The organism is Streptococcus lactarius, assembly GCF_016642265.1.
In the GTDB taxonomy this organism is placed as follows: domain Bacteria; phylum Bacillota; class Bacilli; order Lactobacillales; family Streptococcaceae; genus Streptococcus; species Streptococcus lactarius.
This window is the reverse complement of record NZ_MRXX01000015.1, coordinates 70,378-94,970: the sequence shown is the minus strand read 5'-3', so window position 1 is coordinate 94,970 and position 24,593 is coordinate 70,378. Positions and strand designations below refer to the sequence as shown.

The following is a 24,593-nucleotide window of genomic DNA, read 5'->3' as shown; positions in this document are numbered from 1 at the left end:
GCTCTCACCGAAAGGTGCCTCGAATCCTGATCTTCGGATCAGGATTTTTTTTGTGCCTTCAGGACTTTTCATTTATGCTAAAAAGTTGTATAATAGTACAAATACTCAATTTTTAGAAAATTTTGAAAGAGGATTAACTATGGGATATACAGTTGCTGTTGTCGGTGCCACAGGTGCCGTTGGTGCACAAATGATCAAAATGTTGGAAGAATCAAGTCTTCCAATCGATAAGATTCGCTACCTTGCGTCTGCACGTTCTGCAGGAAAAGTCTTGCAATTCAAAGGTCAAGATGTGACCATCGAGGAAACTACTGAAGATGCTTTTGAAGGGGTTGATATTGCCCTTTTCTCAGCTGGTGGTTCGACATCTGCTAAATATGCACCATACGCTGTAAAAGCAGGCGCAGTAGTGGTGGATAACACTTCTTATTTCCGTCAAAATCCAGACGTCCCATTGGTTGTTCCTGAAGTGAATGCACATGCGCTTGATGCTCATAACGGCATTATCTCTTGTCCAAACTGTTCAACAATCCAAATGATGGTCGCTCTTGAGCCAGTTCGTCAAAAATGGGGCTTGGAACGTATTATTGTGTCTACTTACCAAGCTGTTTCAGGTGCTGGTATGGGAGCTATTCTTGAAACCCAACGTGAGTTGAAGGAAGTTTTGAATGATGGGGTCAACCCACGTGATGTCCAAGCAAACATCTTGCCTTGTGGTGGTGATAAGAAACACTACCCAATCGCCTTCAACGCTTTAGCTCAAATTGACGTCTTCACTGAAAACGACTATACTTACGAAGAAATGAAGATGACAAACGAAACTAAGAAAATCATGGAAGATGATAGCATTGCCGTATCAGCAACCTGTGTGCGGATTCCAGTCTTGTCAGCTCACTCAGAGTCAGTCTATATTGAAACCAAAGAAGTAGCACCAATTGACGAAGTGAAAGCGGCGATTGCAGCCTTCCCAGGTGCTGTCCTTGAAGACGATGTCGCACACCAAATCTATCCTCAAGCAGTTAATGCTGTCGGTTCACGTGATACCTTCGTTGGACGGATCCGTAAAGACTTGGATGCTGAAAAAGGAATCCACATGTGGGTAGTTTCAGATAACCTTCTTAAAGGTGCCGCTTGGAACTCAGTCCAAATCGCAGAAACCCTTCACGAACGTGGACTTGTACGCCCAACGGCTGAATTGAAATTTGAATTGAAATAGGGAGCAAAACAGAAATCAGTAACTCGAAGAGTTTGATTTCGTAGTTTTGCCCCCACACAGTTGATTAGGAAGTACGAATGTTACAAACATGAGTAGTTCCAATCAACCACTGCGTCATGAGCCAGAAATCAGTAACTCGAAGAGTTTGATTTCTCCTTCGCTTTTATAATTTAAGGCTCAGGCTATAAAAGCCCACCGGACTTTTATACTCCCCCCGCACAGTGGAGTTTCAGTTTCATTGATCTCTTATAGACTGCTGTTGAATTATCGGTAGGCAAATTTTGCCTCTTTGTTAGATAGAGAAAGGTTTTTCTATGTCTTATCATGATTTAAAAGATTGTAAAATTATCACTGCATTTATTACGCCCTTTCATGAAGATGGTTCCATTAATTTTGAGGCGCTGCCTGCATTGATTGAGCACTTGTTGGCCCACCATACAGACGCTCTTCTCCTTGCTGGAACTACGGCTGAAAGTCCAACCTTGACTCACGATGAAGAGTTGGAACTCTTTGCGGCTGTTCAGAAAATTGTCAATGGTCGAGTGCCTTTGATCGCTGGTGTTGGTACCAATGAAACGCGCGATTCTATTGAATTTGTCAAAGAAGTTGATGAGTTTGGGGGTTTTGCAGCTGGTCTTGCAATTGTTCCTTACTACAACAAACCTTCTCAAGAAGGGATGTATCAGCACTTTAAAGCAATTGCTGATGCTTCTAACTTACCGATTATCATTTACAATATTCCAGGTCGTGTCGTAGTTGAAATGACGCCTGAAACCATGCTTCGATTGGCTCAACATCCAAATATTATTGGTGTAAAAGAGTGTACAACTCTAGCCAATATGGCTTATCTGATCGAGCACAAACCTGAGGAATTCCTTATCTACACGGGTGAAGACGGGGATGCCTTCCATGCGATGAACCTTGGAGCTGATGGGGTGATTTCAGTAGCCTCTCATACAAATGGGGATGAAATGCATGAAATGCTTGAAGCGATTGAGCACAACGATATCAAAAAAGCAGCCAGCATCCAACGGAAATTCATCCCGAAAGTGAATGCTCTCTTCTCTTATCCAAGCCCAGCACCAGTTAAGGCTGTCTTGAACTATATGGGATTTGAAGCAGGTCCAACTCGTTTGCCATTGGTGCCAGCACCTGCTGAAGAAGCCAAACGCATTATTAAGGTCGTCATTGATGGAGACTACCATGCAACCCAAGAGACCATTAAAGGTGTCTTGAGACCGGATTATTAAAGATCAAATAGAATAGTCAGTTGTGATAAACAAGCTGTCAATAAATAATAAAGGAGACTCCCATGGAAGTCATTAAACGTAGTGGTGAAGTGGTTGAATTTAACCCAGATAAAATTTACCAAGCAATTTTGAAGGCTGCTCAAGTGGTCTATGTATTAACGGATGATTTGCGTCAAAACTTGGCACAAGTTACCAAAAAGGTAGTGATGGATTTGGATGAAGCGCAAGTAGAACGTGCAACAATTAGTATGATCCAATCAATGGTGGAGCATCGTTTACTTGGTGCTGGCTACATTACCATTGCTGAACATTATATTTCCTATCGTTTGCAACGAGATTTGGAACGCAGTGGCTATGGTGACCATATCGCTGTGCACTTGCATTTTGAGCAAATTCGCTAAGAACTAAGAGAAGTTACCTAGGTAGCTTCATTTTTTGTGTTCTCATTTAAGGCTGAGAATTCTAGAAAACATGGTATAATAGAGGAGATTGAACTGGAAAGGAAGTGAGATTATGGCGACTATTCAATGGTTTCCTGGACATATGTCCAAAGCTCGAAGACAAGTACAAGAAAATTTGAAATTTGTGGATTTTGTGACGGTTCTGGTAGATGCTCGATTGCCCCTATCAAGCCAAAATCCCATGTTGACAAAAATTGTTGGTGAGAAGCCTAAATTGATGATTTTGAACAAGGTAGACCTGGCAGATCCTGTGGCAACAAAAGAATGGCAGGACTATTTTGAATCGCAAGGACTCAAAACCTTGGCGATCAACTCCAAAGAGCAATCGACGGTTAAGAAGGTCACAGATGCTGCTAAGAGCTTGATGGCAGATAAAATTGCTCGTCAAAAGGAACGTGGGATTCAGATTGAAACCCTTCGGACCATGATTATTGGGATTCCAAATGCTGGGAAGTCAACGCTGATGAACCGCTTAGCAGGGAAAAAGATCGCCGTCGTTGGGAATAAACCAGGGGTGACCAAGGGACAACAATGGTTGAAAACCAATAAGGACCTTGAAATCTTGGATACACCAGGGATTCTCTGGCCTAAGTTTGAGGATGAAGAAGTAGCCTTAAAACTGGCCTTAACAGGAGCCATCAAGGACCAGTTGCTTCCAATGGATGAAGTGACCATCTTTGGTCTTAACTATTTCAAAGACCATTATCCAGAAGTTTTGAAAGATCGCTATAAACAAATGAATCTGGGGCAAGAAGCTCCTGAAATCATTATGGAAATGACTCAAAAATTAGGCTTTCGAGACGATTACGACCGTTTTTACCAACTCTTTGTTAAAGATGTTCGTGATGGGAAATTGGGACGGTATACGTTGGATCGCGTAGGGGAAATTGATGGCAACGATTAAGGAAATTAAAGAAAAATTAGCTCTCATCCGCCAGTTAGACGATCCATTCTTTGCTGAAATGGAAAAGGACGGTCGATCTGGTGTTAACCAAGCGATTGCAAAGCGAAAAAGGGAAATCCAAAAACGTTTAGATGAAGATGAGCGCTTGGAAGGAATGCTGGCCTATGAAAAAGAATGCTATGAGCAGGGAATCGACCTCATTGCTGGTATTGACGAAGTGGGACGTGGTCCGTTAGCCGGACCAGTTGTTGCGGCTGCCGTGATCTTGCCGAAAGCTTGTAAGATTCCCGGCCTCAACGATAGTAAGAAAATTCCAAAGTCCAAACATAAGAAAATCTATGAGGCTGTGCTCCAAGAAGCTATTGCGATCGGTATCGGCGTTAAGGACAATCAAGTGATTGACCAGGTCAATATCTATCAAGCGACGAAACTAGCCATGATGGAGGCCATTGGTCAATTAGATCCTCAACCACAGCATCTTTTGATCGACGCCATGAAATTGGATCTTGCAATTCCTCAGACCAGTATTATTAAAGGAGACGCCAATTCCTTATCCATCGCAGCAGCTTCCATCGTAGCTAAAGTGACTCGGGATCAGATGATGGAAGAGTTTGATCGAGTATATCCAGGCTATGATTTTGCGCAGAATGCTGGCTATGGGACGGCCAACCACCTTGCTGGTCTCCACAAGCTGGGAGTGACGCCTATCCATCGGCGTTCATTTGAACCTGTCAAATCAATATTTGAGGATTAAAAACTGTTTACGAGCATTGTTCTATCACTTCAAACAAAAAAAGTTCTAGAAATAGAGCTTTTTTTCATTTCTTTTACGAATAAATAAGTGAGAAAACAAAGAGGTGACTATGGAAGCATTTGAAATTTATAAATTAAAAGCAGCAGGATTGACGAATGAACAGGTCTTGAGAATTTTAGCAATTTGTCAGGAAGGAGAATCTCTCCCTCCTCTAGAAGAAATGGCAAAAATTGCACGTTGCCGTAGTATCATTCGGTTTGTGGAGCAATACCGACAACTGGATGAGGAGCAGTTGCGAACAGAATTTGAGCGTTTTCCCTCTCTATCCATTTTTGATTCAGACTATCCCGAATCTTTGATGCAGATCTACAATCCCCCTGTTTTGCTCTTTTATCAAGGAAATCTAAATTTGTTAGCAGAACCGAAAATAGCAGTAGTAGGAGCCAGGGAGACGAGCAGGGAAGGAGTAAAATCGGTTGAAAAGATCATCCAGGAACTACAAAATCAGCTGGTGGTGGTCAGTGGCCTTGCAAAAGGGATCGACGCAACGGCCCATTACGCCTGCATAAGAAATGGTGGCAAGACGATCGGGGTTATTGGGACAGGACTGGATATTTTCTATCCTAAGAGCAATCAAAGATTACAGACACACATGAGCGAACACCATCTTGTCTTGAGCGAGTATGGACCAGGACAGGCCCCTTTGAAGTTCCATTTTCCAGAGCGAAATCGCATCATTGCAGGACTCTGTCAGGCTGTGATTGTGGCAGAGGCACGACTTCGTTCAGGAAGTTTAATTACTTGTGAGCGTGCCATGGAGGAAGGACGGGATGTCTTTGCTATTCCAGGAAATATTTTAGATGGAAAATCTGCAGGTTGCCATCACTTGATTCAAGAAGGCGCAAAGCTTGTCACATCGGGTCAGGACATTCTTGATGAATTGAAATACGAATTGTGATTTTCCTATAGGAGAAGTTCCTAGTTGACATCTTTCTTAAAATGTATTAAACTCAATGAGATTTATACATTACAGAGGAATAAAACGTGGTAACAAAAACAAAAAGGAAAAGTAGTACAACCAAGAAAAATTTGGTAATTGTGGAGTCTCCTGCAAAGGCCAAAACAATCGAGAAATACCTTGGGCGTAACTATAAAGTCATGGCCAGTGTTGGCCATATTCGGGACCTGAAAAAATCAACCATGTCGATTGACTTCGACAATAACTATGAACCGGAATATATCAATATTCGCGGAAAAGGTCCTTTGATCAACGACTTGAAAAAAGAAGCCAAAAAGGCCAAGCAAGTCTTTCTCGCAAGTGACCCGGACCGTGAAGGAGAAGCTATTTCATGGCACTTGGCTCATATTTTGAATTTGGATGCAAGTGAAAAGAACCGTGTGGTCTTTAACGAAATTACCAAGGATGCCGTTAAAAATGCCTTTAAAGAACCGCGTCAAATCGATATGGATTTGGTTGATGCCCAGCAAGCGCGTCGTGTCTTGGACCGGATTGTAGGGTATTCAATTTCGCCTATTCTTTGGAAAAAGGTTAAAAAAGGACTTTCTGCAGGGCGCGTGCAATCAGTTGCTCTCAAATTAATCATTGATCGTGAAAATGAAATTAATGATTTTAAGCCGGAAGAATACTGGACCATTGATGGTGTCTTCAAAAAAGGGACCAAGCAATTCCAAGCAAGCTTCTATGGGATTGATGGCAAGAAGATGAAGCTCAACACCAATGAAGAGGTGAAAGCAGTTCTTGAACGCCTAGATAGCAAAGATTTTACTGTTGAAAAGGTGGAAAAGAAAGAACGTCGTCGGAATGCACCACTTCCTTACACCACCTCTTCTATGCAGATGGATGCAGCCAATAAGATTAACTTCCGTACACGCAAGACCATGATGGTCGCTCAGCAATTGTACGAAGGAATCAATATTGGCTCTGGTGTTCAAGGTTTGATTACCTATATGCGTACCGACTCCACACGGATCAGTCCGGTTGCGCAAAACGAGGCAGCTAACTTTATCGTGGATCGCTTCGGTGAGAAATATTCTAAGCATGGAAGTCGCGTGAAAAATGCTTCCGGTGCTCAAGATGCCCACGAAGCCATTCGTCCGTCTAGCGTCTTCAACACTCCTGAGAGCATTGCTAAATACTTGGACAAGGATCAATTGAAGCTCTATACCTTGATTTGGAATCGCTTTGTAGCTAGTCAAATGACAGCTGCTGTCTTTGATACCATGAATGTCCGTATAGGTCAAAATGGCGTACAATACACTGCGAATGGAAGCCAGGTGAAGTTTGATGGTTATTTGGCGATTTATAACGATTCAGATAAGAACAAGATGTTGCCGGATATGGTAGAAGGTGATATCGTCAAGCAGGTCAATAGCAAGCCTGAGCAACACTATACCCAACCACCTGCTCGATATTCTGAAGCAACCTTGATCAAGACTTTAGAAGAAAACGGAGTGGGGCGTCCTTCAACTTACGCACCAACCATCGAGACCATTCAAAAACGCTATTATGTCAAGCTCGCAGCCAAACGGTTTGAACCTACTGAATTAGGGGAAATCGTCAATAAACTCATCGTCGAATTCTTCCCAGATATCGTCAATGTGACTTTCACAGCGGAAATGGAAGGGAAACTCGATGATGTTGAACTCGGTAAAGAAGAGTGGCAAAAAGTCATTGACAGTTTCTATAAACCATTCTCTAAAGAAGTCGCAAAGGCTGAAGAAGAGATGGAAAAAATCCAAATCAAAGACGAACCAGCGGGTTTTGATTGTGAAGTCTGTGGCAGCCCGATGGTGATTAAATTAGGACGTTTTGGTAAGTTCTATGCTTGTAGTAATTTCCCAGATTGTCGCCACACCCAAGCCATTGTCAAAGAAATCGGGGTGGAGTGTCCAAACTGTCACCAGGGACAAATCATCGAGCGCAAAACCAAGCGCAACCGTATCTTCTATGGATGCAATCGCTATCCAGAGTGTGAATTTACCTCTTGGGATAAGCCGATCGGTCGGGATTGTCCAAAATGTGGCCACTACTTAGTTGAGAAAAAAGTTCGTGGTGGCGGCAAACAAGTCGTTTGTAGCAACGGTGACTACGAAGAAGAAAAAGTGAAATAATCTTTTAAATGATTCAATGTCTGTTATAACGGCAATTTTTATAAATGTCTGTTAGAATAGACATTCGCTAGACAGGAAGGATTAGCCTCCCTGTCTTTTTTATGCCCTTTTTGGTATAATGGACCAAGTAGAAAATTAGAAAGATTTGTGGGTGTCTAACAGTCCAGTGGCTTGTTTTAATCTGGCCTTAGTTTTCACCCAAAGAGGTATTAGTGTCATGTCTCAATCTTATATTAATGTTATCGGTGCAGGCCTTGCTGGCTCAGAAGCAGCTTTCCAGATTGCCCAACAAGGAATCCCGGTGAAGCTTTATGAAATGCGTGGGGTCAAATCCACTCCGCAACACAAAACAGACAATTTTGCTGAGTTAGTCTGTTCCAACTCTCTTCGTGGGGACTCGTTAACCAATGCTGTCGGGCTCCTCAAAGAAGAAATGCGTCGTCTAGGTTCGGTCATCCTTGAAGCAGCAGAAGCAACTCGCGTTCCGGCTGGTGGAGCACTGGCAGTGGACCGGGAAGGCTTTGCTAATCGAGTGACGGAGAAGGTGTCTCAACACCCTCTCATCGAAGTCATTCGCGATGAAATTACGGAATTACCAACAGACGCTATCACAGTGGTCGCAACGGGTCCTCTAACCAGTGATGCCTTAGCAGAAAAGATCCACGCGCTCAATGGTGGGGATGGCTTCTATTTCTACGATGCAGCGGCTCCGATCATTGATGTCAATACTGTCGACATGGACAAGGTTTATCTCAAATCACGTTATGACAAGGGAGAAGCAGCTTATCTCAACTGCCCAATGACCAAACAAGAGTTCATGGATTTCCATGAGGCTTTGGTCAATGCGGAAGAAGCACCACTCAACTCTTTTGAAAAAGAAAAGTATTTCGAAGGCTGTATGCCCATTGAAGTCATGGCCAAACGAGGCATCAAAACCATGCTCTATGGTCCTATGAAGCCAGTCGGACTCGAGTACCCAGATGACTACAAAGGACCTCGTGATGGGGAATTTAAGACCCCATACGCAGTCGTTCAGCTTCGCCAAGACAATGCTGCGGCTAGCCTCTACAATATCGTTGGCTTCCAAACGCATCTCAAATGGGGCGAACAAAAACGAGTTTTCCAAATGATTCCAGGTTTGGAAAATGCGGAGTTTGTGAGATATGGTGTCATGCACCGTAATTCTTACATGGACTCGCCAAATCTCCTCGAGCAAACCTACCGTTCGAAAAAACAACCAAACCTCTTCTTTGCAGGTCAAATGACTGGAGTGGAAGGCTATGTTGAATCCGCTGCCTCAGGTTTGGTAGCAGGAATCAATGCAGCTCGCCTCTTTAAAGGAGAAGAAGCAGCCATTTTCCCAGAAACAACAGCCATCGGAAGTCTGGCCCACTATATCACTCATGCCGATAGCAAGCATTTCCAACCGATGAATGTTAACTTTGGAATCATCAAGGAGCTGGAAGGGCAACGCATTCGGGATAAGAAAGAACGCTATGAGAAAATTGCCGAACGTTCGTTGACTGATTTGGCTGATTTTATGGAAAATCGCTAAAGAATGGAAAAAGTTTGGAGAAATCCAGACTTTTTCTTCTAAAAATGGTATAATAAGTAAAATTTAGAATATAGAGAGTTTTCTGACAATGAACAAATCCTATTTTTATTTAGATATGAAGACACACGAGTTGAAAGTGCCTTATACCGGAAAACTCCGTCGTGTTCGGGTTCTATTGCCCAAGAATTATGAAACAGATACCGATCGACGCTATCCTGTTGTCTATTTTCATGATGGCCAGAATGTTCTCTATAGCAAGGAAGCCTACGCAGGTCATTCCTGGAAGGTGATTCCAGCCATCAAGCGCAATCCTGATATTAGTCGTATGATTGTCGTTGCGATTGATAACGATGGTTTCCAACGGATGAACGAATACTCTGCCTGGAAGTACAAGGAATCCAATATTCCTGGCATGCAATTTGGTGGCAAGGGTGTCGAGTACGGAGAGTTTGTCATGGAAGTGGTCAAACCGTTTATCGATCAAGAATATCGTACCCTTTCAGACCGAGAGCATACAGCTATGATCGGCTCGTCTCTAGGAGGCAATATCACCCAATTTCTCGGCTTAGAATACCAAGATCAGATCGGTTGTCTGGGAGTCTTCTCATCGGCCAACTGGCTGCACCAAGAAGCCTTTGACCACTATATTAAGCGCAAAAAATTGTATAGCGATCAGCGCATTTACATTTATGTGGGTACAGAAGAAGCTGATGATACAGATAAGACGCTGATGGCAGGTAATATCAAGCAGGCCTATATCGATTCGTCTCTGCGCTATTACCATGATATTATCCAACAAGGGGTAGCTTTAGAAAATATTTCCATACGGATTCAATCAGGTGCAGTTCACCATGAATTGGCCTGGGCAGAGAATTTACCGGATTGTCTTCGATTTTTAGCTGAGAACTGGGATTAACAGTCTCTCGCACATCCTATCAGAGAAAGAAGGAAACTTATGAATATTGAACATTTAAGCCACTGGAGTGGCCAACTTAACCGCGAAATGTATCTAAACCGTTATGGACATGCGGGAATTCCTGTGGTGGTCTTTGCCTCCTCAGGTGGTAGTCACAACGAATACTATGACTTCGGCATGATTGATGCCTGTGCCCGCTTTATCGAAGAAGGACGCATTCAATTCTTCACCTTATCAAGTGTGGACAGCGAAAGCTGGCTGTGTGACTGGAAGAATCCTCATGATCGAGCAGAAATGCACCGAGCTTATGAACGGTACGTTATCCAAGAAGCCATTCCTTTTATCAAGCACAAAACAGGTTGGTTTGATCCAATGATGACAACAGGTTGCTCAATGGGTGCCTACCATGCGCTTAATTTCTTCTTGCAGCATCCAGATGTTTTCAATAAAGTTGTTGCTTTGAGTGGTGTCTACGATGCCCGTTTCTTTGTTGGTGACTTTGGAGGAGATGAAGCGATCTACCAAAATTCTCCATCTGACTATATTTGGAATCAAAATGATGGTTGGTTTATTGACCGCTATCGTCAAGCAGAGATCGTCGTTTGTACCGGTTTAGGCGCTTGGGAGCAAGATGGTCTGCCATCCTACTATAAACTAAAGGAAGCTTTCGATCACAAAAACATTCCTGCCTGGTTCGCTGAATGGGGCTATGATGTAGCCCACGACTGGGAATGGTGGCGCAAGCAAATGCCTTACTTCCTCGATCAAATGAATCTTTAATGCAAAAAAGGAGTCAATTATGAACTATATTGTGATCTCACCTTATTACCCACAAAATTTCCAACAATTTACCATTGAACTTGCAAATAAAGGCATTACTGTCTTGGGTATCGGTCAAGAACCATACGAGCAATTAGATGAACCTTTGCGCATGAATTTGACAGAATATTTCCGTGTTGAAAACTTGGAAAATCTGGATGAAGTCAAACGTGCAGTTGCCTTTCTCTTTTATAAACACGGTCCAATTGACCGCATTGAATCTCACAATGAATATTGGTTGGAATTGGATGCGGCACTTCGGGAGCAATTCAACGTCTTTGGGGCCAAACCAAAGGACTTGAAGAAAACAAAATTCAAATCTGAAATGAAGAAACTCTTCAAAAAAGCAGGAGTTCCAGTTGTTCCAGGAGCCGTGGTCAAAGCAGAAAAAGATATTGATAAAGCTGTGAAAAAAATCGGCTTGCCGTTGATCGCAAAACCTGACAATGGGGTAGGAGCAGCAGCGACCTTCAAGATCGAAACACCAGAAGATGTCGATCATTTCAAAGCTGAATGGGATGGACATACCGTTTACTTCTTCGAAAAATTTGTTACTTCTAGCGAGATTTGTACGTTTGATGGCTTAATTGATCATGATGGCAATATTGTCTTTTCAACAACCTTTGATTATGCCTACACACCGCTTGACTTGCTTCTTTACAAGATGGACAATTCTTACTATGTCCTAAAAGATATGGATCCAAAACTACGCCAATACGGTGAATCCATCGTCAAGACTTTTGGCATGAAGGAACGGTTCTTCCATATTGAGTTCTTCCGTGAAGGCGATGACTATATTGCGATCGAGTACAATAACCGTCCAGCAGGTGGCTTTACCATTGATGTGTATAACTACGCGCATTCAATTGACCTATACAAGGGGTATGCGGATGTTGTAGCTGGTGATCCATTCCCAGCCTCAAACTTTGAGCCTCTGTATTGCTTGGCAACATCCCGTCGTGCCAACGCCGCCTACCAACTTTCTGAAGAAGAAGTCTTGGCCAAATACAAAGACCAATTCCGCGTGAAGAAGAATATGCCCGCAGCCTTTGCTGAATTGCAAGGAGACTACCTCTATATGTTAACGACCCCAAGTCGCGAAGAATTGGAACAAATGATTCACGATTTCGGTCAACGAAAACAATAAGCTCGTTTAAATATTTCTTATAAAATGAACGTAAAAAAGTGAAAGACAGTCGATTCTTTCACTTTTTTTAATACTCAATTTGTAAAATTTAGCTAGACAGAAAAAGCCATCTATGTCAGGCTTAGATAAACACCACATTTGACTAAAAGGAACTAACATAAATGACCTATACTCATCTTACCGCAAATGAGCTTGTAATAATAGAGGTTTACTATTAAGAGAAAATAAAAGTTATAGATATTGTGATTTCACTTGGCAGTTCAAGTACACTATCTGTAACGGAAAGATTGTTTTCAAAAATTAAACGAAAGCCACTCTATTATTTAGATATTTAGAGATAGTATGTGAAAATAATTAAAAAATTGGAAAGCTAATCTTTAGTTATCAAATTTTATTGACTAAAAGACTAGAAAGATAAGATATACAAAATTGTGTTGCTTTGTGTGAAATACTTGACTCGTTATACATAATAAGAGTATAATGCTCCATAATAGCATGTTTCAAAAAGGAGTTATGTTCTATGATGAAAATTCCAGTAGAAAATCTTGGTCTATTTGAACAGTTAGACCGTATAGTAGTGGCTTTTTTTAGAAAGCAACAATCTTCCAGTCCATATGATTTGAATATCAGTATTACACAAGAACACCTTGACCGGAAAAAGCAGGAGCTAGAACCATTAGGTTATCAAGCTGTCCAACTACCATTAGGAATGGCTTTAGATAATATCATCCAGCAACCTCATTATAAAGATTTAATCCTTGGCGGACTTGCTCCCGACGAAATTATAGTCAGCAAAGAAGAATTAATGCCTTTGAAAGATATTATAGATAGTTTTTGTATTATGTACGCTGCAGCGAATAACAGACTGGAAAATAGTAAGGCTTATGAATTAATGAAAGATAAGACGGTTTATTTTATTGGTAAACTATTTACAGATTTTCCAAAAGCCGGTGATGAAATTGCTTATTTAGGAATTGATCGAATAGCGAGCGATGGCACGCCATATGAAGCAGTTAAATGCTTTTTAACGAAAGAGAGTGCTGAGAAGTACAATGGTGAAAAAAGACCGGTCACCCCTGCAAACTTGGCCTATCTAAAATCATTCTGGGGAAAACCAGTTATTATTGAGCCCCACCGGAATTATTGGATCGAATTTTTATAGAAAGAATAAAAGAGCGTAAAATTCTATCAAAGATTTACGCTCTTTTTCTAACACTATAAATATTACATAATTTACGTTATGTAAACTCACAAGCTATCCAAAGCATTCTTTTGCTCATCATTAACGATATGGGTATACAAGTCTGTAACTTGTGTGCTGGCATGTCCCAGCTGGTGGCTGACTAAAACCTGTGATTTGGTCGCATCATATAGTCGAGTCGCAAGTGTATGGCGAAGCTTGTGGGGGGTCACACGGACTTTAAAATCTTCAGAATACTTGGCGACCATCTTTTCAACACTAGAAGCATCGATCCGGTTTGGAACCCCTCGATACAAGGTTAAGAATAGGGCTGTATCGATCTTTTCTGTCTTGTAACGTTTGTCTCGAATAGCAAGATATTGCTCCAGATAAGGCTTAGCAAAGGCAGCAACATTAACCGAGTCGCGTTTTCCCCCTTTTCGTATGACGTCAATGACCATCATTTTAAGATTGAGATCTCGAAGATCCAGATTAACCGCCTCCGAGAGACGAACACCTGAAGCAAGAAGAAGTGCGATAATGGCTAAATCTCGCTCTTTATTCTTATTAAAGGAAGATAAGGCGCGATTTGAGAGGGTTTGCGAGTACTCCTGATCGATATAATTCAGGAAACCTTCTGTCTCATCCCCTAAAAAGAGCTTTTGTTTGATATTTTCAGCTCGGGCCGCCAAGGTTTCTTTCTTTTTCTTTGTTGCAACCTTTTTCATAACATTACGGTAGAAATAAGGTTCCCCTTGCTCGTTTTCAACTTCCTCTGTCAAATACTTATAGAGACTAGAGAGAGCTGATAAGGTACGGTTAATGGTCGTTTGAGAAACCCCGTTTTTCGTCGTATTAGCATTGAGCAGAGGACGTTCACGTAAGTAAAGAATAAAGGACTCCATGTCTTTCTTGGTCATGTGTTCCAGAACATCTAAAGGGATCTCGTCCATGGTGTCAGCATCCGATATACCAGATTCCAAAACCCAGGTGAAAAATCGATCGTATTCCTTTAAGTATTCGTATAAGGTCGTAAAACTATATGGAACAGCTAGCTTCGATTGGTAGTATTCCAATACATACCAAGGCATGACTTGTTTTAGTTTATCAATCCGTTCCAATAAGATCTCGCGTTTCATGTTTTTCTCCAAATCTTTCTATACTAGTAGTATAGCATAGCCAGATATATTTTTCAAGAAAATTATAGTTTTTCGGAAAGATGTTATAGGGGATATTATGATTAACCGAAAAAAAATTTTGAGCAAAAAATGTACTTTATTCCCGTGAAAACTAAATCTTTCGCATACTAAAATTCTGTACACTATCTACTTGAAAACTAAAAATACAATCTTTTAAAATAATGTACTTTATAAAAATCTATGATAAAAAACAAGTTCAAATTTGAACCTGTTTTTTAAATTTTCCTATAAGGAACAAAATGTTCTCTTTTTCGTCTACGCCCTTTACAAAATATGCATGGCTCGATAGATCGTTTTACATTTGCAATCTTATCTACAATAGCCATTCTATAACGATGCTCTGGATTATTCTTACAAATCCACCAAAATCTTAATTGCGTATTATTTGGGATTCTTTCTGGATCCCCTAGAATAAGATTGTTAAGATAGTCCCACTCGTTCATCAAATCTTCAAATGAGATATTATCTTGTCTTTCTTTTAATTCTGCACAAAATGGACACATTTCTTTAAGATCTTTTGTCTCGGAATTTAAATACTTATTTAATATAATGCTGAAGCGCTCATGAAATTCGAAGTTACATTCTTTGCAGCGCCATAAATAAAACCTTTTTTCAGTTAATAATGGAACAAAACTATCTATTGAGACTTTATTATTTGGTGCCCACAATTTTGCTAGTTCAGGGTACAAATAATCAAATGTATTATACCCATTCAGAGGCTTATCGTTGTTACAGAAAGGACAACACTGAGAAACTTCTCTTCGAATTGGGATAGAACATAAATATGTCCCATGACACTTTGAACAATCCCACCAATATTTTTTCGTTTCTATTGTTGTCTGAGATAAATGAATAGGAATTTTATTTTTATCGCTCCATTCTTTGATGAGTTTTGGTTCTTTAAGGAAAATATTATTTTTAAATACCTCAGTCCTCCAGTCACATTGATTAGGACATGTTTGAAAGTTTTGATTTTCTAAATCGGTTCGACTGATCATTTCGGCTGGGCTACATTGAAAGTTGATTTTACAACAAGGACAAACCCAACTAACTACATTATTTGACTTAAACCAATATTCGGAAAAATCCCTTTCATTACTGAGGTCCCAAAATTCCCTCAAATAGGGATGTGTTTCATTTAGTGTATTAAAATCCTGAAGTTTTTCTCTATTTGAACAAAATGGACAAGACCTATCTGTTTTTTCAAATAGTGAGCATGAATACTCTCCGTGACAATTCGTACATTCCCATAACACATGAACATTAGATAATACATCAACTTGATTAGGTGTATTATTGTTCCTTTTAGACCACTCCTTGAGCATGGAAGAATTTAAAAAAGATAGAGGAGAAACATCAAAATCTTTATCCAATAACTCTTCAAATGAAGAATGACACTCCAAACAGTAATGACCACTTCTTTTAATTCGGTTCAATAATCTATCAATAGATAATTCAAATTTGCAATGACACTTATCACATTCCCAATGGATAGGTACTGTTATATTGTAACTCAGCTTCAGTTCGTTAAATTTAAATTTGTTTAAATGTTCGCTATAGATTTTAGCTAAATTTGGATAAATTGATTTGTAATCGCAATGATAGGAAGTTTCATTGCAGCCAAAATGAAATAAATCCCCACTTGTTAGTTGAAATAACCTCTTATTTGTCGCAGAATCTTTCCAACTTAATTGACACGTCGGACATTTAAAATTGAATTTTCTTTTACTATTGAACGGCAAGGTAAGAAGTTTCTCATCTAATTCTTCATCTTGCTCAATGCTGTAGTTTATATAATTTCTGAAATCGGGATAAACCTGAAGGACGCTCTCATTTTCATCAATGGAACGTTCACCTAATCCACAATGGGGGCAACACCTAAGATATTCATAACTGTCAAGCTGCACATCAATGATTTTCGCTTCCCAATGGTGTTGACAATAAGGGCAAGACCAATAGGCATATTTTAAACTATTTGACGATAATTTTTTGGGGTCAAGAACATTTCGTTTTTGATCCCAGTACATGTAAATAGCTGGATTATCTTTAACTTTCTTGTTCATTTCTTTCCTCATTTATAATTAGTTTTGCTGTCTAGTAAGTTTTTAATAGAAACCACTTTAGTTGATTTTTGAGGATTTTCTTGTTCAATAAGACCACCAGAATGAAAATCTATTTCTGAATCAGCGGTGATGATATTGTCTGCTAGGAAATCCTCACTGATAACCTTTTGAGAATATTTTAACAATCCTTCTTCTTTTAAAAGCTCATTCGCAATTTCTGGATAGACACTTGTTTTGATTATTTGTAATAGTTTTTGATTCTCATCACTTAACTCATTTTCTCTTTGTAGCTTCTGTTTTAAATCTTCATTAGTTGACTGTAGTTCAGAATTTAAACTACGTAACTTATCTGCTTCTTGTTTATAGCTGGCCGCAATGTTTGCTATTTTCTTATAGTATTGGCTAATTTCCACCAATGCTCTTTTCATAGCACCTGGAGCACGATTTTTTGCCATAAAATTGTCAGGATCTATGGTCTTATAAGTAATTACAGCTTCATAATTTTCATCTTGGTATTTAATTTCACTTTCTTTTAAAAAATCCCTGAATCTTTTATTACGTCTAATGGTTGTATCCGCAACATTTTGATAGCCATTATTCCTAACATAGTCACCAAACCGAGGGATTTTTACCAAGCTTAAATCACAGGAACACTGGGAAATTAAATACTGTTCAAACAAATGAATCAATTCATCATCAGAAATTGATTTCTTTCTAGCCATTAGACTTATTCTCCTCTAAAGATAGTTGTTTAGCATTTAAGTAATCTTGATAGGTATTGCTAACTGTTTTTAATTTCAACAAAGCTTCTCCAATATCTTCAATATGACCTTTCCCTTGCCTAACTTTTCTAATCGCTTCATCTACAACCATAGCTTTTTCATCAACTGACTTTTTAAATGTTTTATCCATTGAAAAATAATCTTTACCTGCTTTACGGTAAAAAGGGCAGCTCGTACAAGCACCTAGTTCTGCATGCTCACTAATAACTTTCAGACAATCTGAATAATCACCTTTCGCAAAGCGGGGTGAGTAACACCGTCCTTTATTTTCTAAAGTGATGTATTGTCCTTGTGCTGTATAAAATGGCTGTCTCTTACTTATGGTGTAATTCGTATTCTTACTCGTTAGTTTACGATACATTTGATAACTACGACATTCAATAAATTGGCTTAAATTTGAAAAATAGTGAGATGAAGTTGTCACATCTTCATGACCAGCTAAAAGCATAGCTGTAACAGGACTAGCCCCTTCTGCAATTAAATTGATCATTGCAATGTGTCTCGTATCCCCAATATGAATCAAATTAATCTCGTTTTCATCTAATCTAGCTGGAAAACTAAAATAATTAACTTGATAACCGTATTTTTGAGAAATAATCTCATTAAAAAAATACCTCAAAATAGTATTGAGATTAGTGTAAGTTAAAAATCGGTTATTAACACCTGTTCGACGACCCCAACGGTTATAATGAGGATCAGTCACAAATAATGTATCTAATTTAGTAGAATTATCATTTTCCGTAAGTTTGAGGTAAGTCTTTATTTCAGAAGCTAATGAATTAGTAATTTCATAAGTATTCAAAGTATAATCTTCAGAAATTTTATGTGCAACAAGTCGATCCCTTCCTTTGATTATATTTCTCCTTAATGTAAGAAAATATTTTCCATCTTTCTCGGTTAAACAGTTTCTTTGTATTAAAAGAAATTCTCTTGGCCTTAAAGGTAAAATTGCTGTAATCTGCCACCAGAGATACAATGGATAATAAAATAGACGTTCTTTCTTAGATAATGTTTGAGACCAATAATCATTTAAAATGTCATTAAAAGTAAAATAGGATTGAAATTGCGCTAATTGTCTTTGCTGTTTTGACCTCTGCTTTTTTTGAAGGTTGATAGTTAATTTATTATCTAATTGCTCCAATAGTTGATTTAGTTGACTATCATCTGAACAGGGAAGATTTGAGAAAAAGTCAATACATAAACCAGGAAATTTTACAGAAATATTTTCTAAATCTAAAAACGTATCTTTGGTTGTATTTTTAATAATTTGTTTAATATCCATTAGAAATAGCTGTAAAGTTTTTAAAACATGTTGTTTCATTGAGAAAACAATAAAACTTTTTAAGTAATCGATAAATTCCTTATAAGGCAACTGAAAAATTGATTGATAAAATCTCCTATATTGAAATTCAGAAATGTTAAAAAACAGGCTAATATTGGCATATTCATTTGTAGTTTCCCATTTCTTATGATCAAAATCGTAACTTAGAATAATTCCTTTATCAAAATAGTCATCGAAAACTTCTTTTGCTCGCAGAACACAATCACGGTCAAAAGTTTCAAAATAATTTTCAATTTTAAAAAGTTTAGCTTGATTGTTCAATTTATTAACTCCTTTATTATTTCTTCGTAATCATGTAACACGTCATCTCCATATTGCTCGCATAAAGCTTGCAACATTTCAGTTAAACAAGGTTTTATTTGTTCTTCTAAAATACTCCGAATTTTACCTTTTTCTAAATCAGTTCGAACTCTAGAGTATTGTTTGTTCAAACGATTGAATTCTCCTACTAATAACAATAAAGTAGATTTCGTTTGTAATTCATAATGACAACCGATGCAATGTTGCCTATCGTCATATGGACAAATCTTTCCAAGCGCAGATAAAAGACACATGCTTTCACCTTGTTTTGAGAAGGCTTCACCGTTTCCTATACGATGACAAATAGTAAGAAGTTGATTAGGCTCTGCTTCTTCTTCTACCAAAATCTTTAATGCCTTTTGCGATTTCACTTCTGCCTGAATGCTTAAAGCCAATGTTTTTTCAATCTCATTTGGTGTCAAATCTAACTGTTTAATCATCTGAGTCTGTTGACTAGGACTTAATTCTTTATACTTTCCTCTAGTTACAATCGTCAGGATCATTGATGGAATCATAGATAAAACACCTCGTTCAAATAGTTCTCTCGCAACCATTTCTGGTTTAAGCTGGCTTAGTTGGGCATCTTTTAGGTACGTTGTTGTAGTTTGTGCAAATTCATCGAATGAACCTTTATGGCTACGGGCTAATGCGGCTAAAAAATAGCCTTTAATATTTAACTCAGATTTTTCTTGCAAAACATCATCTGCTAACATGGCAACAGTTTGAAGATAGGATTTATTTGCAGATCTAGAACTAAAATTCCTTTCAAGAAATAAGTCTCCAATTTCTTTCCCCATATATCGATTAATTCGTTTATATTCTTTTATTTGTCGAATTAAAGGTTCATTATTATTATCTTTATTCAACTGATAGTGAGCTTCACAGATAGCCAACAACGTACCAATCAATACCTGACAGCTCTCAGGGACCTGAAATTTAATCTGACTAATATTTTTTGTTCCCTTTGTTTTGTTTGGAGTAATATTTAAATAAGTTAAACGAGTTGTAATACTTAAAAGAGTTCTTCTTGCCTCACTGCTACTCCAATTACCACTTCTAACTGATTTTAGAACTTCTTTCGGTGTTCTAGGAAGTTGTGGATGTCCAAGTTGTTCTAAATCTGTTCCACGTAGCGCACATATAAAATGAAGTGCTAGAAATAGCCAGGTATCTGCGTAGTCTTTTGAGATTGCTGCTTTATAAAGCATATCTTCTTTTCTAATGTAATTGTCATTAAAAAGAAAATACAGTAATTCTAAATATTCGTCTAACTCATAAGCGTTAGTCTCCTGTTCTAATGTGTATCGAGGTGTAAATTCATATCTTTTGTGATAGTTACATCTCATTTTATTCATTAACCACTTTAAAAAATCAATAAAAACTTCGCCTTTTTGCTTTTCAAGTGCATATACTGCTTCTTCAACCAACAATTCAATCTCATTATCATTACAGAGAAATAAATCTCTTTTAAGATAAAAAGCAAGAAAATCTTGAACATAAAACATGTTTTCCTTAGATAAGTTGCTATCTTCTGAGTATTGCTGAAAATATTTGTAAGTTAATGGGAATTTTTGTTTAAATATAGGCTGAATTCCTGCTAAACCAGTTGGTCCAAGAAGATAATTGGTTATTTTTTCTATTAATAATTGAGCATCTTTATCTGAGATGGAATAGTTATCCAAATCAATCTCTATATTAAACCAATTGTTATCAACTAAAAACTGACTAATTTTTCCTTTATACTGTGTATCGTTTTTTCTGAGTTCACTTAACAGATTTTCGATTAAAGATTTAATTGAATAAGTCATACATTACCTTTCTAACTTATCACCAAAAAGTTCATTTGCTCGCCAATTCATATAGTCAAAAACACCATTATTAACTTGACCATATTGTTTTGCGATTTCTCCTTTGTTTTGTAGATAAACCCAAGCACTCTCAGGCGATTTATCACCTCTTGCTGACATAAGCTCACTGATTTCAGAAACCCCAGATAATACTAACTGTGTCGTGTACCAGTGTCTGAAAATATGTGGGGAAATATTATGCTCCTGCAAAAGCTGCCCAAAAAAGACAACCTCTGCATCATCAGATTTTAAGAAGATTGGGATCATTTCGTCGCGAATAATCTTACGAAATCGTTGATAGTATACATCGTATGATAATGCTTTTCCTCGTCTGTTAAGATTTAAAGGTCCATAATCCTTCTCATACTTCTTACCTTCCAGATAAGTCATATAGTCATTATAAGTGTCTAAAAAGACCTCCAGAAAGATATAAGGTACTGCTTGAAGTCTTTCCTTTTTAATCCGTCCAGTTGGCTTTAAATCGCTTCGGAGAGGTATTTCTTTTCGTAGATCGATCTCAATCTTAAATACTTGCCCATCACTTTGGTGAAACAAAATACCTGGCCCTAGAGGACTATCTTCACGTCTTACATTGCATGCTTCTGATGGTCTTAAGCCAACAAAGGCTCCCAAGGCCACAACCATGAGTAGATCTTTATGATAGTGTGCTATGTGAGAAAATAACATCTCAAAAGCACTATTTGGCATATCACGAAAAATAGCTTTCTCAGTGTTGCTATCATCCACGTAGATTTCAAAATTTGGTTCTTTACGCTTTACAACTCGTCCTCTACTATTCGTAAAAGTTGTCGTAGAATATAATTCTTCTGCTTTTAACTTAGTCTTTCCCTCTCGTTCACTTAAATAAAGAGTTAAGAAGTCAAGAACTGCATTTACGCATTTTTCAACGGTGCTTTTCTTTCTTTTTCCGCTATCACCTGGTAACTGAGATAATCCATAAAGTGTAAAAAACTCTCTAACCATTTCAAGTGTAAGTTGATCTACACTTTTAAGTCCAAGAGTACCAAATATGAAATTAAGAAACTTAACAACGTAAGAAAAGCGTTTATTCCCATCATCTGAGATCGACTTGATTCTTGAAGTAGATTTAACATAACGATGAAAATCAGTAAATTGTAGATTGCCATCATCGTGCTTTAAAACGATAAATTGCTTTGTCACGATGTTGCTATCACCTAAAACCAGCGAATGTTTATATACAACAAATCTCATGTTATCTCCTTGTTTAATATGACTGAAGGTTCTGACTGGGGTTTAGGATGTCAATACACAAAAAAACGATCAAATCAGTACCATTTTCCTTTGTGCTCTAAACTGCATAAAGGGAATATCGATGAGTACTTTCATTGATCGTTATTATTATTTAAATTAATTCAATAATAAAAGTAACTTCATCAAAGTAATAAGAGCAATTAATTAGCTCAGCAACAACGATAACCACAGCAACTCCTTCTAAACGATGAAAGGAATATCCGCCGTGGCTATCTATTTACTTTTTTTCTTTTACTTTTGTAAGTTACTTTTGTTATTTTTACTTTTTCTGTATTATATCATATTTTGATTAAATTGTCATCTGAGATAGTGATTTTAAAAAAGCTGGAAATTTTTTCAATTGTATATTTTGACAATAAAAAACACTTTAATATCAATTTAATGATTTTAGAGCGTTTTTAGCTTATTTGATTTTAAAGTTGTCGTCTATTCCTCAGAATTACTTGAAGAACAGGAAAAATTCGACAACAAAGTAAGTCGATCTATTCAGTTATAAAACCTATGAAGGTCTTTCTGCTGGAACTAGCCACTCCTACTTTGGAGATGTAGATTATACTCTTACTTATTCAACTGATAATATCCCTCATGATTTCTCCTCATGATGCGTCTGTGGGACTCAAAAGTTTTGGGAAACCTTTTGAGGATTAGTTTCGTTTCACTAACAAACTCTCACACTCCACATGTAGTGTTAGCTTTTTTCTATACTAATAGACGAAAGAGAAAAAAAGTGATTTTAGAATTATACTGTAGAAATAAATATTAACTTTGGTAATGACTAACTTTCTAAAATATCTTCAATAAGCGGTTCTATCCTCTGGATAATAAATCAGAAATTCTAAACTGCATGTAAACTCTATACAATTCAAGGTACTTCAGAAATCAAACATCTTCAACACTATTTTCAACTTATCTAAATAAATAAAATAAGGAGGAAAGTTTATTAACCTTCCCCCTTATGACTTTTTGAAAACCTCTTTCAAGGATTTCACGCCGTCGTGGCACTAAAATATAACTATATTATTCTATCATAACCAGCAACTTTTTGCAACACTTACTTGCCAATTCTATTAAAAAAATTTTTATTAATATCAAACTTCAATAGTAACATATTTTTTAAATAATATGATTGAATAGCTCGATCAATCCTTTTAAGAGAGAATCTATTAAAAGAATTTAAAATTTTTAAACCTTGATAAAACTTTAAAACTCTATTATTCCTTTTAGGAGTAAGTAACAAATCAGAGATAAAAAGTCTATTGATTAGAATACTATTTCCCGTCCTATATCTGGTTATGAGACCAAAGTGTGCCAATTGGTTTCTCAACTCACGCAGTATTTCACAAGCGTTAATGAATTTTTCTCGACTCCCACTAATAGAGGAATCAAATCCCATCTCACTCATAATTTTATTTTGTATAGCAATGTCTAATCCTTGGAATAAAACCAGCAAGTCATTCAACATTAGTGTATCAATAATAACCCAAAGCGGAGGATTTTTATAGCTAGAAATATATGGATATTTAATTTTACAGAAGTCTGAATAAGATAATTCAAAAAATCTTCCCTCTATGTTATTAATTTGAATCGTCACATTCATAGAACCGTTTAATGAAGAAATATTACTAGGAGTATTAGAAGCTTTTATTGAAAATCTCCCTCGATATTGATTTATTTTAAGGTCATCAACTATTCCATCAAAATCACCTTCTAGGTTGTAATATACATCTCCGTTACGAGTATGAGAGGTACTAATTTTACCTGTAAACATTACATCTTTAATCTTGGCAGAAATAGTATGCACTCTAAAAAAAGAATGCGTTTTTTTATTATCTCCATGAGTATAAAAATACTCTGTAAAAGAATTTCGATTGTGTGCTATCGGTAGCACATAACAATTGATATCTAAATACTTTAAGTTAGAAGCAATACCATTATTGCAATGAACTTTTGAAAATTCGTATGCAATTCTCGACTTCAGTTCAACCTCAATCTTTTCGATTTCTTGAAATAGGTACTTAGCTATATTTCTATCCAATGTGTATATTCTCTCAAAATCTTTAAAAGAGACTCTTTTCATATATTTTTTAGGGTTAGAGGTCTCCAAAAAAATAGTTTCAAAACCATTTATAGAATTAAAATAATTTTTCTGCTGAATAAAACTTACCATCCCTGGCTCATCGGTAATCTTCAAATTCCTGCCCCGTTGAATCAAAATCTGCTCTTCAATAGTTTTAAACGCTTTTTCTCTAGTCATATTTTATTATCCATCTGCAATATCTTTGATTATATTATATTTTCGAAAATATAACTATCAAATATAAAAGCCTTAATAGTTATTTTTCTTGTTTACTTTCAAAGTCATTCAACAATTTCAGTATACCACAAAAACGCAAATTAGGCTGTAACGAAAATGTTTTCCAGCTGTTATTACAG

19 protein-coding genes are annotated in these 24,593 nt (G+C 37.5%); 12 read left to right on the top strand and 7 right to left on the bottom strand.

Going from position 1 to position 24,593, the window contains the following annotated elements:
* The first annotated feature begins 139 nt into the window (after positions 1 to 139).
* The 12 genes from BTU61_RS09480 (at position 140) to BTU61_RS09425 (ending at position 13,316) form a co-directional block, all read left to right on the top strand.
* Positions 140 to 1,216 (top strand): aspartate-semialdehyde dehydrogenase, encoded by a 1,077-nt coding sequence (locus BTU61_RS09480; RefSeq protein ID WP_200773318.1) that lies wholly within the window; start codon positions 140 to 142, stop codon positions 1,214 to 1,216.
* A gap of 314 nt (positions 1,217 to 1,530) precedes the next feature.
* The gene (dapA, locus tag BTU61_RS09475) at positions 1,531 to 2,466 is read left to right on the top strand and encodes a 4-hydroxy-tetrahydrodipicolinate synthase (protein WP_187540953.1); all 936 of its coding nucleotides are present in this window, start codon (positions 1,531 to 1,533) and stop codon (positions 2,464 to 2,466) included.
* A 62-nt stretch (positions 2,467 to 2,528) separates the two neighbouring features.
* Positions 2,529 to 2,867: an ATP cone domain-containing protein gene (locus BTU61_RS09470; RefSeq protein WP_187540951.1), complete on the top strand. Its 339-nt coding sequence runs from the start codon at positions 2,529 to 2,531 to the stop codon at positions 2,865 to 2,867.
* A 112-nt stretch (positions 2,868 to 2,979) separates the two neighbouring features.
* Complete coding sequence (gene ylqF, locus BTU61_RS09465) at positions 2,980 to 3,831, top strand: ribosome biogenesis GTPase YlqF (RefSeq protein ID WP_200773317.1); 852 nt, start codon at positions 2,980 to 2,982, stop codon at positions 3,829 to 3,831.
* A complete protein-coding gene (locus tag BTU61_RS09460; RefSeq protein ID WP_200773316.1) occupies positions 3,818 to 4,585 on the top strand; it encodes a ribonuclease HII in 768 nt (255 codons plus the stop codon). Before ylqF ends, BTU61_RS09460 begins: the two co-directional genes overlap by 14 nt.
* Before the next feature lie 109 nt (positions 4,586 to 4,694).
* Positions 4,695 to 5,543 (top strand): DNA-processing protein DprA, encoded by an 849-nt coding sequence (dprA, locus tag BTU61_RS09455; protein WP_200773315.1) that lies wholly within the window; start codon positions 4,695 to 4,697, stop codon positions 5,541 to 5,543.
* Between the two features lie 86 nt (positions 5,544 to 5,629).
* Positions 5,630 to 7,717 (top strand): type I DNA topoisomerase, encoded by a 2,088-nt coding sequence (topA, locus tag BTU61_RS09450; protein WP_200773314.1) that lies wholly within the window; start codon positions 5,630 to 5,632, stop codon positions 7,715 to 7,717.
* 217 nt (positions 7,718 to 7,934) lie between these two features.
* Positions 7,935 to 9,272 carry a methylenetetrahydrofolate--tRNA-(uracil(54)-C(5))-methyltransferase (FADH(2)-oxidizing) TrmFO gene (trmFO, locus tag BTU61_RS09445; RefSeq protein WP_200773313.1) on the top strand — a complete coding sequence of 446 codons (1,338 nt, stop codon included), beginning with the start codon at positions 7,935 to 7,937 and terminating at the stop codon, positions 9,270 to 9,272.
* Between the two features lie 88 nt (positions 9,273 to 9,360).
* Positions 9,361 to 10,188, top strand: a complete 828-nt coding sequence (locus BTU61_RS09440; protein ID WP_187540945.1) for an alpha/beta hydrolase — start codon at positions 9,361 to 9,363, stop codon at positions 10,186 to 10,188.
* Between the two features lie 39 nt (positions 10,189 to 10,227).
* On the top strand, positions 10,228 to 10,968 hold the full coding sequence (locus BTU61_RS09435; RefSeq protein ID WP_200773312.1) for an esterase family protein: 741 nt from the start codon (positions 10,228 to 10,230) through the stop codon (positions 10,966 to 10,968).
* A gap of 19 nt (positions 10,969 to 10,987) precedes the next feature.
* Entirely contained in the window at positions 10,988 to 12,154 is a 1,167-nt protein-coding gene (locus BTU61_RS09430) for an ATP-grasp domain-containing protein (protein WP_200773311.1), read from the top strand.
* Between the two features lie 520 nt (positions 12,155 to 12,674).
* Positions 12,675 to 13,316: a hypothetical protein gene (locus tag BTU61_RS09425; protein ID WP_200773310.1), complete on the top strand. Its 642-nt coding sequence runs from the start codon at positions 12,675 to 12,677 to the stop codon at positions 13,314 to 13,316.
* 86 nt (positions 13,317 to 13,402) lie between these two features.
* Here the strand turns inward: BTU61_RS09425 and xerS are convergent, their stop codons facing one another.
* The 7 genes from xerS to BTU61_RS09390 all read right to left on the bottom strand — a co-directional run bounded on the left by xerS (position 13,403) and on the right by BTU61_RS09390 (position 24,414).
* Positions 13,403 to 14,473, bottom strand: a complete 1,071-nt coding sequence (xerS, locus tag BTU61_RS09420) for a tyrosine recombinase XerS (RefSeq protein WP_200773309.1) — start codon at positions 14,471 to 14,473, stop codon at positions 13,403 to 13,405.
* 275 nt (positions 14,474 to 14,748) lie between these two features.
* Positions 14,749 to 16,596 carry a zinc-ribbon domain-containing protein gene (locus tag BTU61_RS09415; RefSeq protein WP_049489378.1) on the bottom strand — a complete coding sequence of 616 codons (1,848 nt, stop codon included), beginning with the start codon at positions 16,594 to 16,596 and terminating at the stop codon, positions 14,749 to 14,751.
* 8 nt (positions 16,597 to 16,604) lie between these two features.
* Complete coding sequence (locus tag BTU61_RS09410) at positions 16,605 to 17,318, bottom strand: hypothetical protein (protein ID WP_006151858.1); 714 nt, start codon at positions 17,316 to 17,318, stop codon at positions 16,605 to 16,607.
* Positions 17,311 to 18,981 carry a hypothetical protein gene (locus BTU61_RS09405; protein WP_049498825.1) on the bottom strand — a complete coding sequence of 557 codons (1,671 nt, stop codon included), beginning with the start codon at positions 18,979 to 18,981 and terminating at the stop codon, positions 17,311 to 17,313. The genes BTU61_RS09410 and BTU61_RS09405 overlap by 8 nt, the downstream gene beginning before the upstream one ends.
* Entirely contained in the window at positions 18,978 to 20,828 is a 1,851-nt protein-coding gene (locus tag BTU61_RS09400; RefSeq protein ID WP_200773308.1) for a hypothetical protein, read from the bottom strand. The genes BTU61_RS09405 and BTU61_RS09400 overlap by 4 nt, the downstream gene beginning before the upstream one ends.
* 3 nt (positions 20,829 to 20,831) lie before the next feature.
* Complete coding sequence (locus BTU61_RS09395) at positions 20,832 to 22,100, bottom strand: site-specific integrase (protein WP_200773307.1); 1,269 nt, start codon at positions 22,098 to 22,100, stop codon at positions 20,832 to 20,834.
* A gap of 1,111 nt (positions 22,101 to 23,211) precedes the next feature.
* Positions 23,212 to 24,414, bottom strand: a complete 1,203-nt coding sequence (locus tag BTU61_RS09390) for an Abi family protein (RefSeq protein WP_003007328.1) — start codon at positions 24,412 to 24,414, stop codon at positions 23,212 to 23,214.
* Positions 24,415 to 24,593: the final 179 nt, after the last annotated feature.